This is a genomic window from Kitasatospora sp. NPDC057936 (genome assembly GCF_042887525.1).
Taxonomy (GTDB): Bacteria; Actinomycetota; Actinomycetes; order Streptomycetales; family Streptomycetaceae; genus Kitasatospora.
In genome coordinates, this window is record NZ_JBHVPD010000014.1 from 1 (window position 1) to 14,857 (window position 14,857).

Consider the following 14,857-nt stretch of genomic DNA (forward strand, 5'->3'; position numbering starts at 1 on the left):
ACGGTGTCGACGACGCGGTCGAGCCAGGCCTTGTCGGTCTTGCGGCCGGCGATGTCCGTCGGGAGGGTGATGTTCTCCAGGGCGGTGAGGGTGGGCAGCAGGTTGAAGGCCTGGAAGATGAAGCCGATGTGGTCGCGGCGCAGCTGGGTGAGCTGCTTGTCCTTGAGTCCGACGAGTTCGGTGTCGCCGATGGTGGAGGAGCCGGAGGAGACGGTGTCGAGGCCGGCCATGCAGTGCATGAGGGTGGACTTGCCGGAGCCGGAGGGGCCCATGATGGCGGTGAACTCGCCCTGCGGGAAGTCGACGGTGACGTTGTCCAGGGCGACGACGCGGGTCTCGCCCTCCCCGTAGACCTTGTTCAGGCCGGTGGCGCGGGCGGCCGCCCGGCCGGTGCGGACGGCGGTTGCGGGCATCGTCACGGGGAGACTCCTGGAGGGGACGGGAACGGATGATCGGGTACGTTCCATCCTTCCAAGGACTTCGAAGGCGATTCGTATGTCCCGGGGAGGGGTGACCCCCGCCCTCCTGCCGTAGTGGAGGGGGCCCCTCTCCTCCTCAGGTATGACGCTCGACCCCGATACCGCTCGGCGGAGCCCCGCTACTCGACCGCCACGCCGAACGCCCCCGCGAGCCCGGCCAGGCCGTTGGTCACCGACGCGCCCGAGGGCGTGAACCGCCAGCCCCCGCCGTTGCGGTGGAACGCCCCGACCAGCATCGCGCTGTCCGGCACGCCCCCGGTGTCGGCCGTCCACCGCTCGGGACCGGCCACGCCCTGCCCGTACGCGCCCGTCAGCGCCAGCCCGTGCACGTACCCGAGGGGCAGCGCCGGCGGCTCCTCCTCCTCGGTCGAGACGGCGATCACCACCTCCTCCACCGCGGGCCCCAGCCGGGCCGGGTCCAGCGTGACCCGGGCGGCCCGCAACGGCTCGCCCGGCACCGAACGGGTCGGGTGCAGGCGCACCGCGCCGTCCGGGTCCTGCGGATTGTTGAAGAACACGAAGTGCTCGTCGCTCAGCACCCGGCCGCCCGCGCACACGAACGCCGTCACGTCCAGCTCGACCGCGTCCCCGCCGGCCGTCCGGCTCCGCCACACCACCTCGACACCGGTGCGCCGCTCGGCCGGCCCGTCCCCGTCCGGTGCCTCGTCGACGGCGTGCGGGGCGCCGCCGAGCCGCCCGCGCAGGCCCTGCTCGGCCAGCAGCTCGACCAGCTCGGGGCCGCTGACCAGCGACAGCGGCTTGTTGCGGATGTACTCGTACGAGCCCGGGCCGAAGCCTGCGGTCGTCACCAGGATGCCCTTGATCGCGCCGTGGTGGCGCACGGTGGAGTCGAGGTCGCGCACGGCCGTGGGGGAGACGGTCGAGCGGTAGCGCTTCGCCTGGATCACGATCTTGCCGCCGGTCACCGGATCGAGGTCCTCGGCGACCACGTCCACCCCGACGTCACCGCTGCGGGCCGTCGTCATCACCCGGAAACCGCGCAGCCGGAACAGCTCCGCGATCAGGTTCTCGAACTCGATCGGGTCCATCTCGAACAGGTCCGGGTCGTCCTCGCCGCCGTGCCCGGCCAGGCTCCCGCCCACCGTCTCCGGCAGCCGGCCCGGCCGCACCTCGTCCAGCCGCTCAGGGCGCGCCGACAGCGTGCCGCCGAGGCCCTGGAAGCACTCCACCGGCGCCACCCGGTCCAGCGCGAGCCCGGCGAAGTCGGCCCGCGCGGCCGACAGCGTCGACAGGAAGCGCTCCGACTCCCGGCCGGTCGCCGGGTCGATGCCGCGGACGAAACCGTTCAGCACCACCGAGTCCAGCATCCCGTCCCGGTCCGCCCGGAACAGCTCCGCCGCCACCCGCAGCGAGGTCTGCGCCAGCACCTCCCGGTACAGCGCCTTGCGCTCCGTCGCCGGACGGGCCACCTCGGCCTCGCGGTCGTCCGACTTCACGTACCGCACCCGCACCGCGGCCGGCACCACGTCCGGGCCCGGCAGCTCCCAGTTCACCACCAGCTGGCGCGACGACGCCTCCCACGCCGCCACCAGCCGGTGCGGGAAGCCCTCCGGCCACGCGGCGGAGGCGTACAGCCCGGCCGTGAAGTACTCCTGGACGGCCTCCGGCTCGCCCGCGCGCAGCCGGCGCAGCAGTTCCTCCGTGCGGACGGTCCGCTCCTCGTCCTCCCTGCGGTGCCTGGCCACCCGCTCCAGGTACTCCTGGTGACAGGCCGCCAGCCGCCGCTGCCGGTCCGCCTCCTGCGCCTGCGCGGCGTACCAGTCCTGCTCGAACCGGGCACGCGCCTGCGCCGCGTACTGCTCGTAGCGCTGCCACACCCCCGCGTTGCGGGACTGCGCCGGATCCGGCGGCGGCACCAGGTAGGCGTTCTGATCGGGCATCGGCACCGGCTCACCCAGCGCACCCGGCTCGAACGGCGGCACCGGACGCGGCGCCAGCAACGCCTGCGGGCTGAACTCCGGCTCCCGCAGCCCGGCCGCCAGCAACCCGCGCAACTCCTCGACCCGGGCGTCCAGTTCGGCCGTCCGGCGGGCCGCGTCCGCCTCCCGCGACTGCTGGTACGCGCGCTGCGCCTCCCGCTCGCCGCGCACCGCCGCCCGCTGCGCCTCCCGCAATTCGCGCTCCCGGCGCCGCTCCTCCGCCGCCTGCGCCCGCCAGCGGGCCTCCTCCCGGCGCTGCTGCTGCCGCTGCGTCTCCGCCCAGACCGCCAGCACCCCGTCGTTCCGCCGCCCCGCCACCGTCCACCCCTCCACTCCACGCACCGCCACCGGCGCCCGCCACAATAGAACGTGAACACCCCACCGAGCCACGCACCCCGACCTGCGGGGGGAGGCGTCCGCTGCTGGTGGGCGGGCGTGTTGAATCCTCGCTTCCTCCTCGGGGCCCGCACGTCCCGGTTCCCGGGTTTCCGGCCGCAGGGTGAACCGCAGTCTCCGGTTGCGTAGTTCTACCGATGTGCCCGAGTGCACCGTTCCGGGATCATCGGGATCCATCGACTCCGCGAGAACTCCAAGGGCTGAGCGGCCACCGATCAGTCCGCGGCACCGGCCGGCCATGGCTGACGCTCCGTCATCCAGGGGCCGGCCGATCCCTTGTCTGTCACAACACGGGAGCTCTCTCCGACTGTGCCGCGGACCGTACTCGCGTCGCTACCCGATCCGGCGGCGCGACCTCACGACGAGGACGACGGCCGCCTCCGGAACCTCGTCGCCCACGGTGATCCGGACCTCCGTGACCGTGCCGGGCCAGTCCGTGATCAGTTCCTGGTCGATCGCGTCATTCGACAGGGTGGCCATGAGTTCGCCGCCCCGGACGGTCTGCCCGGGTTCCACCAGGACCTCGGCCACGTTCCACGGCACGCCGAGCCCCACGGTCTCCGCGGTGAACGCCACCGGCCCCAGCTCGCGCCAGACCGGCGGTGCCGGCGGGCCGCCGAGGCGCTGCTCGACCTGGTCCAGGGCCAGTCCGGCGAGCCGGGCGAGAGGTGAGTCGTCCGCGGTGTGCGCGCGCAGCAACGGCTCGACGGCCCGGGCGTCACCCAGCCGCGCCAGCGTGGCCAGTGCGTCGGGCCGCACCTCGGGGTCCGCCAGGCACGCAAGGACGGCCTCCGTGTGATCGGCCGTCCCGTTCTCGGCCAGACCCCGCAGCGCCCGGCGGCGGTACTCGGGGCTACGGGACCGCAGTTGGCGCTCCAGGAACGGCAGGGTCCGCGCATCCTCGACGCACGAGAACGTCTCGCGGGCCAGCACCGATTCGAGCGAGGGATCGTCTGCCAGGGCATCGAAGAGCGCATCCGGGAAGGCCTTGGCCAGGAGTATCTGCAAGGAGCCGGGGCGCCGGTAGTCGTCCCGGTCGTGGCGCGTGATCTCCGCCATGTCCCAGCCCGGCTCGGCCCGGCCGGCCAGAATGGCGAGGAGCCGGTGCAGACTCGCCGGTCCTGCGGCGATCAGGTCGTCGAGGGCACCGTCGTCCCGGTACACGTAGTTCGTGAGGAGGCCGTCGATCTCCGCGGGCATCAGGTCCATGGGGGGCAGTCGACTTTCGGTAACCCGGCAGGCCGGGGTGGGCGTCGGCCGTCGTCCGGCACGCACCCCGATTGTGTCACCTAGGATGATCGCGACGAGAGGCCCGGTGCATCCGGGCGAACGGTGCGAGGTGTGAGGGAGGTCCGCGATGCTCGGTCCCGACCCCGGCACGTCGACGCTCGCCGACAGGATCGACAGGTTGTTCCAGGTGGTTCGCCGTCCCAACCGCGAGCCGTACAGCAATGACGAGGTCGCCCGGGCCTGCCGTGAGGCCACCGGTGAGAGCTTCTCGGCGACGTACCTCTGGCAGCTGCGCACCGGTCGGCGGGACAACCCGACCAAGCGTCACCTGGAGGCGCTGGCGACCTTCTTCCAGGTGTCCCCGGTCTACTTCTTCGACGACGAGCGGAGCGCGCGGATCGCCGAAGAGCTGGAGCTTCTCGGCGCTCTGCGCGACTCCGGTGTGCGCGACGTGGCCCTGCGCGCGGTGACCCTGTCCGCCGACGGGCTCGGGACGATCAGCGACATGATCGAGGCGATCGCCAGACGCGAGGCCAACGCCGGGCGGGCCGGCTGATTCCAGCCGAACCGTCGTCCGCGCCTAGGATCACTTCTCGTCGGCGCGCCGTCGACGAGCCCGGGGGGAGGAATCGTGAGGCAGGCGGACCACAGGGACGCGGAGTTGTGGCGGAGGTGCCGGGAGATCGCGGAGGCGCTGCCCCTTCCGGAGCCCTTCGAGATGCCGGCCCTCGCCGAGACACTGGCGCGAATGCGGGGCAGGCCGCTCGAGTTGGTGCCGCTGCCGGGGCGGAGCAGGGGCCCGTGCGGGATCCTGGCCAGCACCGACCGGGCCGACTACATCGGGTACCCCTCCGACACCAGCGTGCTGCACCAGCAGCACATCCTGCTCCACGAGGTCGGCCACCTGCTCTGCGGGCACACCGGCACGACCGCGCTCGGATCGGCCGCGTCCGAGGCGCTGATGCCCCATCTGTCGGGCGAGCTGATCCGGCGCGTGCTCGGCCGCTCGGCCTACTCCGACCGTCAGGAGCAGGAGGCCGAACTGATCGCCTCCCTCGTCCTGCAACGCGCCAGGCACCGGGCCCGGACCGGGTCCGCGGACACCGGTGATTCCGACGGCCGGGTGACCCGGCTGGGCTCCGTGTTCGGACCGGCACCGAGGAGCCGTGCGGCAGACCATGAGTGACCGGCTGGCCGACGTGGCCGACTACCTCGCCTGCCTGATCACCCTCGTCGGAACGGCGGCCAAGGCCCTGTCCGACCGCGGTCGGCGGTCGGATCCGGCGCTCCGCTACGTGTACGCCTCCGGGCTGTGCCTGGGGCTGGGGCTGGCGACGACGCCTCCGGCGACGTTCACCGCGGTGAGCGGCCTCGGGTCCTGGCCGTGGTCCTGGTTCGGATTCGGCTGCCTCCGGCTCGTCAGCGACGAGCTGGAACTCCTCGCGGTCGGCTTCCTGGCCATGCTGGCCTACTCGATCCAGCCGCCGGACGGCATCCGGGGCGGTGTCCGGGGCGGGCTCCGACGCCAGGCGGCCATCACGGCGGGGGCCTTCCTGCTGAGCGTCGGCGCGTACGTCGCCGCCGGCACCACCCAGGTGGGCGCCCTCGTCGTCGCGCACGGCCGGCGGCGGTTCCTCCTGGTCGCCTATATCGGGCTGCTCACGGCCCACCTGGTCTGGCGGCTGGCCGTGTTCGGACTGCTGACCGGCCGGGCCGCCCGCCGCATGCCGCCGGGCGCGCTCCGCTCCGGACTGCGGCTGATGGCATCCGGGACCGTGATCGGGCTGCTCTGGATCGCCGGCAACGTCAACGACGTCGTCGACCTGCTGACCACCGGCGGTGAGATCGGCGCCGAGAGCGCGGCGTCCGCCGTGTCGGCACTCGTCTGCGTCGTCCTGATGCTGGCCGGAGCGACCGCGCCCGCCTGGGGCGGCCACCTGGCGAGGTGGTGGCGACCGCTGCGCGCCCGGTACGCGTACCGCCGACTGGAATCGTTGTGGTCGGTGCTGCGGGCGACGGTGCCGGCGGTGGAGCTGCTGCCGGAAACCGCGCGGGTGGGGCGGCGCACGCCGCACGGTGCGCAGTTCGCGCTCTACCGCCGCATCATCGAGATCCGTGACGGCCAGCTCGCGCTCCGTCCGTACGTGCACCCGCAGGTGCCGTCGTGGGTCGCCGAGTTCACCGCGAGCACCGCGAGCACCGGCGGAGTGCGCCTTCGTCGGCGCCACGAGGTCGCCGCGACCGTGGAGGCGGCCGGCATCGCCGCCGCCCTGGAGGCGGCCGGGGCCGGGCACCGTTACCCCGCCGAACCGTCAGCCGGATACGTCCCGTCCGAGGGGCAGGTCGGCATCGACGAGGAGGTCGCCTGGCTGATCAAGGTGGCGGACGCCTTCACCGCGTCCCCGGCCGTGGCCCGGGTCCGCAGCCGGGTGCGCGACGAGCTGAACAGCGTCCGCGGATGAGGCCGGACCGCCCCTGCCCGGCCTACCCCGGGCTGTGCAGCTCCCGCTCCACCAGGCGGGCCAGTGCGGCTCGTGACGGTACGTCGAGCTTGCGGTAGATCCGCTGCAGGTGCGTCTCCACGGTGCGAGTGCTCAGCACGAGCTCGTGGGCGACCTGGCGGCTGGTGACGCCGGCGCCGACCAGCCGGGCGACCTCGCGCTCGCGCTCGGTGAGCAGCCGCAGGGGCTGCCGTCGGTCCGTCGCGGGACGGTGGGCCCGGGTCGTTCCGGTCGTCAGCTTCGCCTGCTCCCGCAGGGCTTCCTCGGACAGCCGCAGGGCGCCGTAGTGACGGGCCAGATGCAGGGCCGAGTCCAGCTGGGCCGTGGCAGCCGCAGGACCGTGGACCGCCGCCGTCGAGGCCGCGCCCAGCACGAGGGTCCAGATCTGCTGGATCGGCAGGCCCGCGCGCCGAAAGCCCTGCGCCGACTGGTCGAACAGGACGACGGCGGTGTCGTGCTCGTGGCCGGAGGCGTGGACGAGGGCCCGTGCCCGGCGGGCGTGCATGCGCTGGCCGGGCAGTCCCAGCCGGTCGGCGGCCGAGTCGGCCTGCCGGGCCCAGCGTTCGGCGCCGGTCCGGTCTCCGCAGCGCACGGCCGCCATGGCCAGGACGCCCAGCCACTGGGGGAGCAGGGTGGGCTGGAGCAACGGCAGGCCGTCGCCCCCGCCGTCGTCCAGCAGGGTCCGCAGCGCCGCGGGGGCGTCACCGGTGAGGAGTTGTGCCTGGGCGAGCGCACCGACCCCGGAACCGGCCCACCAGTTGTCGCCGGGACGGGTGCCGTGGGTTCCCGCCTCGGCGAGCGCGACGACGGCAGCGGACTGCTGCCTGCCCTGTGCCCACGCGAGTGCCGTCGCCCGGAGCGCCATGGCGCGGCCGGCCACGTCGTGGGCGCCGGCGGCGCGGGCCAGCCGTTCGGCCTCCAGCGCCGAACGGACGGCCCGGTCGAGCCGGCCGGTGCGGGTGTCGAGGCCGCACTGCCCCAGCAGCAGGTGCGGCAGCATCTGCTGCGGGCCGCCGGCCCTGGTGACGGCCAGACCCCGCCCGAAGTGCCGGGAGGCGGCCGGGAAACGCTCCAGGAACACCTCGGACCAGCCGATCGCGGCGGGGAGTTCGGGGTTGCGGGCCAGCACGGTGTCCGGCAGGCCGTCCAGTCGCCCGGCGCAGTAGGTGACCGCGGGCGCTGCGGCCGCCACGTCGCCGAGGTAGGTGTCACCGAGAGCCGCGAGTGCCTTGGCGGCCACCGTCGATGTCCGGTCCTCGGCGCCGTTCGCGGCCTGCACAGTGCGCCCGACCAACAGGTGTGTCTGCTCATAGGTCCCTTCCAGCAGCGAGACCCGGCCGTATTCCAGGGCGAGTTCGGCGACGTGCGCGGGAGCGGGACCGGGACCGGGACCAGGCAGCGACCCGGGCAGGTCGCCCAAGGCCGCACGGACCAGCGCCTCCGCCTCCCGGTAGCGCCCGAGCTGCCGCTCGCAGAGGGCGGAGACGAGGTACGCCTCGGCGCGGAGCTCCGGGTCGAGGCGCGCCGCCTCGCGCAGCACCTCGTGGGTCAGCGCCCGCGCGTCGGCGAGTCGGCCGGTGGCAGCGAGTGCGCGGGCACGGGCGAGCACCAGCGAATCCGTGGGCAGCCGGAGGGCGTCCCTGCCGGGCAGGGATTCGAGCACCAGCCCGAGCCAACGAGCCGCCGTGGCCGGCGCGTCGTCGGCGATCTCCTGCGCGCCTTCGACCAGCAGCTCCAGCGCGGTGACGCCGTCCGTGCCGACCAGCTGCTCCGCGTGCCGGGCGCGGGCGGCGGCCGTGCATTCGCGGTCCGTGAGCAGGTCCAGTGCCCGGCGATGGGCCGACACCCGGGAGACGGCATCCGCGCGTTCATGGGCGACGTGCCGCAGCACCGGATGCCGGAACGCGAACCGCGCGCCTCCGGCGACGGGACGCAGCAGGTCGGCACGGGTCAGTTCGGCGAGTGCGGCGTGGACGCGGGCGGGTTCGAGCCCCGAGACCATCGTGAGATCCGCCGGCTCGACGTGGTCGCCCAACACGGCGGCGGCGTCGACCGCTGCGGCCGCGTCCGGCGTGAGCGCGTCCAACTCGGCTGCCAGCGTCACCGCCTCGCGCAGCAGTCCGTCCCGGTTCTCCCCGGGACTCGCCGGCCAGTCGTCAGGATGCCAGTCGGCAGCGGCGAGGATGCGGACGTACGTGGGGTTGCCGTCGGCGGCGGCGCACAATCGACGGGCGTCGGCGGGCGTGCCGACGGTGCCCGCGCTCTCGGTGCTGCCGACGACGTCGGGCGGGTCGTAGGCGTTCGCCGGACCCCGGCGGCCCAGGAGGGCGGTGACGGCCGCCGGGTCCAGCGCGGCCGGCTCGATCCGGACGACGCTGCCGGCCCGCACGCCGTGGCTCAGCTCCTCCAGCAGGGGCAGGGCGGTCTGGCGGGGCCGGTGCGCGACGGCGAGGAGCAACGGGCCCGGCACCGGCGTGCGGACGAGCTGGGCGACGAGTTCGGCCGACTCCGGATCGCACAGGTGGACGTCGTCCAGCAACAGCACGCCACCGCCCGCCGCGGCGGCCCATTCGGCCAGCAGCTCGCGGGCCACCCGCCCACGGCGGAAGTGCTCCTCGGAGGTCGGCCCGGTGCAGGCCCCGGAGTCCCGGAAGACGCGGCAGCGGTCGCGCTGCTCATCGGCGGTCTCACCGGCGAGCCGGTCGCCGTACGCGTCCACGAAGATCTGGTACGGCACCGTCGGCCGTCGCACGGCGCGGGCCTGGGAGACCGGGATGCCGCGCGCCCGGGCATGGTCGGCGACCACGCGCAGGAGCGCGCTCTTTCCCGTCCCCGGGTCGCCCGCGATCTCGATCACGGCACCGCGGCCGCTGCGCAGACCGTCGACGACAGCCCGAAGCCGGGTCAGCTCGCCTTCGCGCGCCAGTAGTTCTGTATCGTCGGGCGTCCGCCACCGCGACACGTGTGCCACCCCCGTCCCGCCGGTCCCCCTGGCCCAGCCTGCAGTCCATCAGCTGATATGAATGAACCTTGCGTATTGATTCATATCAGCTGATCATCTGGCAAGCGCGGGGCCTTGCGGCGTGTCCGACTGGCCATCAAGTGCGCGGAATGACCTTGGTGTTGACAGGTCCGCGCACGCTGCGACGGCGCCACCGGAGGCTTTCCCGGCGGCGCCGTTGCGGCGTGGGTGTGGGTCAGCCGGAGCACCCGGGGACGGGGGTGGGGCTGCCCGCGCAGTTGGTCGGGCGGTTGCCGGCCACGGTGGTGGCGACGAGTCCCACCGTGCCGGTGTTGTTGTAGATGCCGCCGGGGGCGCTGTCGGCGCTGTTTAGTTGACGACACCGGCCTCCGCCGTCAGCTTGCCGTTCGATCCGGCGAAGGCGCCACCGCCGAGGCCGCCGGTGTTGGCTGGGCTCCAGGGTCAGCGCGCCGCCACTGAAGATGCCTCCGCCCGCGCTGGTGGCCGTGGATCGAGGTCTGCTACGGCCCCGGGACGTGGTGCCGCTGCCCCGCCACCGTCCACACCTCCACCCCAACACCGCCACCGGCGCCCGCCACAATAGATCGTGAACACCCCACCGAGCCACGCACCCCGACCTGGGGGAGAGGCGTCCGCCGCTGGTGGTCGGGTGGGGGCCGGGATCAAGGGCACTGGTTCCCTTGGCTGCGGGGTGGGCCGACAGTCGTGGAGACGTGTTGGCGAAACGGTCTCGGGCCCATTCCACCAATCAGCGGAACGGGCCCGAGGCACCGGTTCGGAACTCAGCCGGAGGTCATGAGCGTGGCGGAGCCGGCAGCACTGCGGTGCGCAGGTTGGCGTTGATCCATTGCTGGCCGCTGCCGGAGTTGCAGTCCCACAGCTGGAGTCGGTTTCCGTTGACGGGGTTCCCGTAGGGCAGGTCCAGGCAGCGACCGGAGGCCGGGTGGTACAGCGTGTTGTTGGCGAGCGGGAACCACTGTTGGGCCGTGGTGCCGCTGCAGGTGCGGTATTCGATGGGCGTGCCGTTGTCGCGGCCGCTGTTGGCCGGGGTCAGGCAGCCACCCAGAACCCGCATGGTGCCGTCTCCGTTCAACGTGATCGTCTGTGAGGATCGCCAGTTGCATTGCCAGAGCTGGATGGCGGTGCCGTCGGCGGTTCCGGAGTTGTTGTCGTCGATGCACGTTGAGCCGTTGACAGCGGACTGGACGACTCCGCTCGTGCCAGCTGCTGTGGGGTTGACCGGGAACGGGTAGACGGCGGTGCTGCTGATGCTGCCGTCGAAGGAGACGGTGGGCTTGGACTGGTACCTGTAGCGGCCGAGGGTGAAGGTGCCTGCGGACGGTGGGCTGGACTGTGCCTGGTGGTAGCCGGTGGCGGCGAGGACGCCGTCGACGTAGAGCGACATCAACCCCGTTCCGGCGTTGTAGGAGGCTGTGAGCCGTGTCCAGACGCCCGGGCGGACCGGCGCGCTGGCATTGGCCGTGGAGGTCCAGTCGTACGGCCAGTTGTCGTTGTCGCCGTTGGCAAGGGCGAAGGTCCAGTTCTTTCCGGCGCCGTCGCTGTACAGCATGAAATTGCTGCCGTGGACGGTGTCCTGGCTGGCGATCACACCGCCGGCCGGGCCCGACTTGGCCCAGGTGGAGACGGTGAAGCTCTTGCGGGTGTCGACCACGGGGCCGGACATCGTGATGTTCGAGCCGCTACCCGGGGCGAAGGTGGCCACGGTGGCGGGTCGGCCGTCGACCTGGTCGCCGCTCCAGCCGATTCCCGCTGCGGTGCCGTTGGCGCGGCCCTGGCCGTCGACGACGTTGGTGCTGCCGTCGGGTGTGGCGAGCCAGTTCCCGAGTGGACGGTTGAGGCTGCCGAGGACGACAGGAGTTTGTTCCAGTCCGGTCACGGTCGGGCCGCTCTTGTCCGTCCCGGGGGACCTGGTGCCGGTGCCGGACCAGGCGACCAGTTGGCTGTTGGTGTCGACGGCCCAGAGGTCCGGGATGCCGTCGCCGGTGAGGTCACCGTTGGAGCCCACCTTCGGGTACAGCTTCGGGTCGATGCCGCCGGCGATCCAGCCCTTGGTGGGGTCGGTGAACGCGGTGGCGTCGAAGCCGCCGGATGCGGTCGTTGCCAGCTGGTAGGTGTGGATGGTGCCGTCGTTCTTGGAGCGGGCCCACAGCGTGGGCATGTCGGTGCCGTTGGCCGGTCCCGGGGTGATCAGGTCGTAGAGGTTCCAGTCCTGGTTGTTCCCGGACAGCAGGATGGCGGGGCCGTCGAGGGTCTTGGCGCTGTTCGACTTGGCGAGCCAGAGCCTGCCGTTCTCGACGAAGAGGAGGGAGGAGCGGGGGAGTCCGGAAAGACCTGTGCCGGCTTTGACGGGGGTGTCTCCGGAGGTCGATCCGAATGCCGCGATCTGGGTGACTGCGGACCAGTCGCCGCTGTTGCCGTAGTCAGTGCAGGTGATCGTCGTGGTGTCAGGAAGCGCGCATTTGCGGGACTTGGCCATCTCGACGGCGGCCTGGCCGTCGAGATGTGCGGCAATGTCGTCGTTGGCGTACAGGTACAGTTTGGTGGCGCCGGGTGCGTGCGCGATCAGGTCGTCGACGTTCCGGTCGCTGAACGATCCGCGGTGGGTGGTCTGGACGCTGTTCCAGTCGCTGGTGCCGGGTGCGGACTGCGGCTTGGCGTTGGGAGCCGCGTACGGGTCGGTGCTCGCCCCGATCAGACGCAGCGCGCCAGTGGCGTCCGGCAGGAGGACGTCGGCCTTCCGGTCGCCGTCGACGTCGCCCATGATCGGCGCGGGGGCGTCGGGGTTGCTCGGCACGTAGTAGGTGTACGCGACCGGCTGCGACATGTTGCCCGCGTTGTCCTGGGTCTGCAGGTAGAGGAAGTTGGTCCCCCAGTGCCACGGCGTGTACTTCAGCGTGTAGGTGCCGCTGACGTCCATCTTCACGATGTTGCCGCCGTCGTTGCAGTTCCAGTTGGTGGACGCGGCCTGGACCGGGTCGTTGGTCCAGCGGGCACAGGCCAGGCCGGAGGAACGGCCGCCACCGGGCGGAGCCGGGTCGGTGCCGGTGAGGACGAAGGTGCCCTCCTGACCGACGAGCTTCGGGTGGCCGCCCAGGGTGCCGGACTCGGGGAAGTCGGTCGAGGTGATCCGGGCGGTCGGCGGCGTCCGGTCGATGCGCAGATAGCACATCGCGGTGTTCGCGCTGTGCAGGGTGCCGTCATCGGTCACCGCGAACCAGCCGTACTGGTGGCCGTCGGCGAGTGAACCGACGCTGACGGTCCTGCGCCCGGAGCTGGCCGCCCAGTTGGTGTCATAGAGCAAGGAAGCGCCGCCGGCGTCGTCGTCCCAGATCTTGAACATCGTCCACAGCTGTTCGCCGGTCGGGGACCAGGCATCGACACTCAGGTTGATGTCGGTGTTGGCTCCGACCCAGCCCGGGGTGTCCCACGGGTTGACGGTGCCCGGGGTCTGGCACGCGTTGCCGTAGTCGGAGCTGGCGGCGAAGCCCGGGGTGGGGCTGGTGGCGGGGGTGCTGATGACGGGGGTGAAGTCGTAGGTGACGACGATGTGCGGGTTGTTGGCGAACCGCTGGCGGTAGTACTTGTTGGTTTCGTCGTCGGGTGCGAACAGGAAGGTCCACCCGCCCCAGTGCTCACGCGCTGCCTGCGTCATCACGCCGGACACGTCGAACTCCTTGCCGCCTTCCCCGGAGATCCAGTTCGTGCCGATCTTGGTGCAGTTCGAGGGCTCCGGGCAGGGCTGGGCCTCCCAGCGGGTCCACTGGTTGATCGGATTGTTGTTCGCCGAACCGGTGGAGTAGAGGCCCATCGGTGTGGGAGTGGAGGGGCTCGATGACCGGGCGACGGTGGCGTACAGCTTTGCCGAGAGCACAGTCGAGTCCCAGAAGGCGGAGTTCAGGCCCACCTGGAAGTAGGCGCGCTCGCGGCCCTCCTTGTCGCAGCGGTTGTTCGTGTCGATGTAGCCGCAGTAGCCGGCCGCCGGAGTGTCCTGGCCGTACTGGGTGCCGTTGTACTCCGTCGTCTTGGGGTAGGCCGACTGGACTTGCGCCCAGGCCTGGGTGCCGTTGTCGATGCTGGGGTTCCAGCCCGGGTCGATGTACCAGGGGCCGGTGCCCTTCCCAAGCACGGACGGATCGGGCTCAAGATCGATGCCGCCGATGCTGACCGTGGTGGTGATCGCTCCGACCTTGGCGTTGCCGCCGGGGGCCTTGGTGGTCGACTCGGCCGGGGCGGAGGCGTTGTCCGGGGCAGGTGCCTCAGCGGACTTGCCACGGGTCCCCGGCTCTGGAGCAGCGGCAGGAGCGGCCGCCGCAGGCGTTGAGTCCCACATGACCGGTGCCGGTGCGGTGAAACGCACCTTGCCCGCCGCGTCCTCGGCCGTGAGGTTTCCGTTGGCGTCCGCCTTCACCGCGAGCCCGTCGCCGACCGTGTCGAAGTGCAGCTTCTTGACCTGGGGGTTGGCTGCGGCTTGAGCGGTGCGGACGATCAGGACCTGGCGCCAGCCGCCGCCTGCGGTCGCGGTCAGTTCCACATCGACATCGGGCAGGACGGAACGGTAGAGAGCGGTGTCGCCGTTGAGCTCGGGCTTGGGCAGGGCGAAAGGCGCTTTGATCGCGAGCTTCCTGCCGTCGGGCGTCGCCATGGTGGCCAGCGGGCCGGTGCCACCGCCGGAGAAGGTCAGCACGGACGGCACCGCGGTCGGTGAAAGCGTCCCGTCGGAGTTGGCTCGAAGGGTGGCGTTGACAGGACGCCAGCTGCCGTCGGCACTCTGGACCCGCTCGGCCACCGGGGCCGATGTGGTCGTGAGTGTCCCGTCCGGGTTCGCGGCGGTCTGGCTTCCTCCTGTGGTCAAGAGATCTACGACGACGGGTTTCCCGGTGCTCCTCGCCTTGGACTGGGCGGCATGAATCGCCTCGTTCCGCGGCGTCGTGGGGCCGGCCGGCTTGGCCGGATGCGACGGCCAGGATGGATCCGCGGGGCCGTGACCCCGGTCGGTGGGGGTGGCGACGGCGATACCGGGGACCACCAGGAGTCCAGCACTGAGTGTGATGACCGTGGTGCAGGCAAGTGGGAGAAGAACGGCGCTGAATGGCCGCTTCCTGTCCCGGCGGCGGTCTGGTGGTGGAGCGTGAAGTTTCGACCTCAACATGAAGTTCCCATCATCGTTTGGGAATTGAGTGCAGGCCAGCCGCACGCTGCCCTCGCCGTTCGTCGACTGTCAAAGGCTTTCCCCGGCGGGCTGTCCGAGTTGTCGGGGCTCATGGCGCATTGCACTTGGAGTGACATTGGCCACATAAGAGTTTTCTC

At 72.0% G+C, this 14,857-nt stretch carries 8 protein-coding genes; 3 read left to right on the forward strand and 5 right to left on the reverse strand.

The window, feature by feature from the left end; genetic code table 11:
* The 3 genes from ACFVU9_RS10190 to ACFVU9_RS10200 all read right to left on the reverse strand — a co-directional run.
* Positions 1-413: ABC transporter ATP-binding protein (locus tag ACFVU9_RS10190; protein WP_387592027.1), on the reverse strand; the 413-nt coding region annotated here is incomplete at its 3' end.
* A gap of 185 nt (positions 414-598) precedes the next feature.
* A complete protein-coding gene (locus ACFVU9_RS10195; RefSeq protein WP_387591851.1) occupies positions 599-2,737 on the reverse strand; it encodes a restriction endonuclease in 2,139 nt (712 codons plus the stop codon).
* 411 nt (positions 2,738-3,148) lie between these two features.
* Complete coding sequence (locus ACFVU9_RS10200) at positions 3,149-4,024, reverse strand: HEAT repeat domain-containing protein (protein WP_380436235.1); 876 nt, start codon at positions 4,022-4,024, stop codon at positions 3,149-3,151.
* A 148-nt stretch (positions 4,025-4,172) separates the two neighbouring features.
* Between ACFVU9_RS10200 and ACFVU9_RS10205 the strand changes: the two genes are divergently transcribed.
* From ACFVU9_RS10205 to ACFVU9_RS10215, 3 genes are all read left to right on the forward strand, one after another.
* On the forward strand, positions 4,173-4,601 hold the full coding sequence (locus ACFVU9_RS10205) for an XRE family transcriptional regulator (protein ID WP_380436237.1): 429 nt from the start codon (positions 4,173-4,175) through the stop codon (positions 4,599-4,601).
* Positions 4,602-4,676: 75 nt separating this feature from the next.
* Positions 4,677-5,231: a ParH-like protein gene (locus tag ACFVU9_RS10210; RefSeq protein ID WP_380436239.1), complete on the forward strand. Its 555-nt coding sequence runs from the start codon at positions 4,677-4,679 to the stop codon at positions 5,229-5,231.
* Positions 5,224-6,507 (forward strand): MAB_1171c family putative transporter, encoded by a 1,284-nt coding sequence (locus ACFVU9_RS10215; protein ID WP_387591855.1) that lies wholly within the window; start codon positions 5,224-5,226, stop codon positions 6,505-6,507. Before ACFVU9_RS10210 ends, ACFVU9_RS10215 begins: the two co-directional genes overlap by 8 nt.
* A 22-nt stretch (positions 6,508-6,529) precedes the next feature.
* On the opposite strand, the gene ACFVU9_RS10220 is transcribed toward ACFVU9_RS10215, so the two are convergent.
* On the reverse strand, positions 6,530-9,517 hold the full coding sequence (locus ACFVU9_RS10220) for an AAA family ATPase (RefSeq protein ID WP_387591858.1): 2,988 nt from the start codon (positions 9,515-9,517) through the stop codon (positions 6,530-6,532).
* A gap of 805 nt (positions 9,518-10,322) precedes the next feature.
* Entirely contained in the window at positions 10,323-14,234 is a 3,912-nt protein-coding gene (locus ACFVU9_RS10225; protein ID WP_387591860.1) for a ricin-type beta-trefoil lectin domain protein, read from the reverse strand.
* Positions 14,235-14,857 lie beyond the last annotated feature (623 nt).

Bases quoted from the DNA above. Each gene is read 5' to 3' on its own strand.
- ACFVU9_RS10205 (WP_380436237.1), top strand. From the start codon at position 4,173: ATGCTCGGTCCCGACCCCGGCACGTCGACGCTCGCCGACAGGATCGAC.
- ACFVU9_RS10215 (WP_387591855.1), top strand. From the start codon at position 5,224: ATGAGTGACCGGCTGGCCGACGTGGCCGACTACCTCGCCTGCCTGATC.
- ACFVU9_RS10200 (WP_380436235.1), bottom strand. From the start codon at position 4,024: ATGGACCTGATGCCCGCGGAGATCGACGGCCTCCTCACGAACTACGTG.